The organism is Cupriavidus sp. SIMBA_020, from assembly GCF_046535395.1.
In the GTDB taxonomy this organism is placed as follows: Bacteria; Pseudomonadota; Gammaproteobacteria; order Burkholderiales; family Burkholderiaceae; genus Cupriavidus; species Cupriavidus campinensis.
On record NZ_JAWRWU010000412.1, the window covers coordinates 1 to 279 of the forward strand.

General features: G+C 37.3%; 1 protein-coding gene. It reads left to right on the forward strand.

The features are described 5' to 3' along the window. Positions 1 to 41: 41 nt before the first annotated feature. Positions 42 to 279: AAA family ATPase (locus SB751_RS29825; protein ID WP_410749001.1), on the forward strand; the 238-nt coding region annotated here is incomplete at its 3' end.

Here is a 279-nt window from a genome sequence, read left to right on the forward strand (position 1 = left end):
GAAATAGATAAAGATGGTCAGCAGTATTTGGAGATAAATCGATGAAGTTACAGCGGCTCAATATTCGTTCGGACTTTAAAAATCTAAAAGGCGTTGAAATACGATTTTCATCCGGTACTAGCCGCACTGTTATTATCGGGCAAAATGGCACGGGGAAATCTAATATTCTTGAGGCTTTAGTAAAAATTTTTTTGCACTTAGATGATGGATCTAAGCCGCCTTTTTCGTATGAGTTGGATTATAAATTAGGTGATGAAAGCCTTGAAACTTGGATGTCAG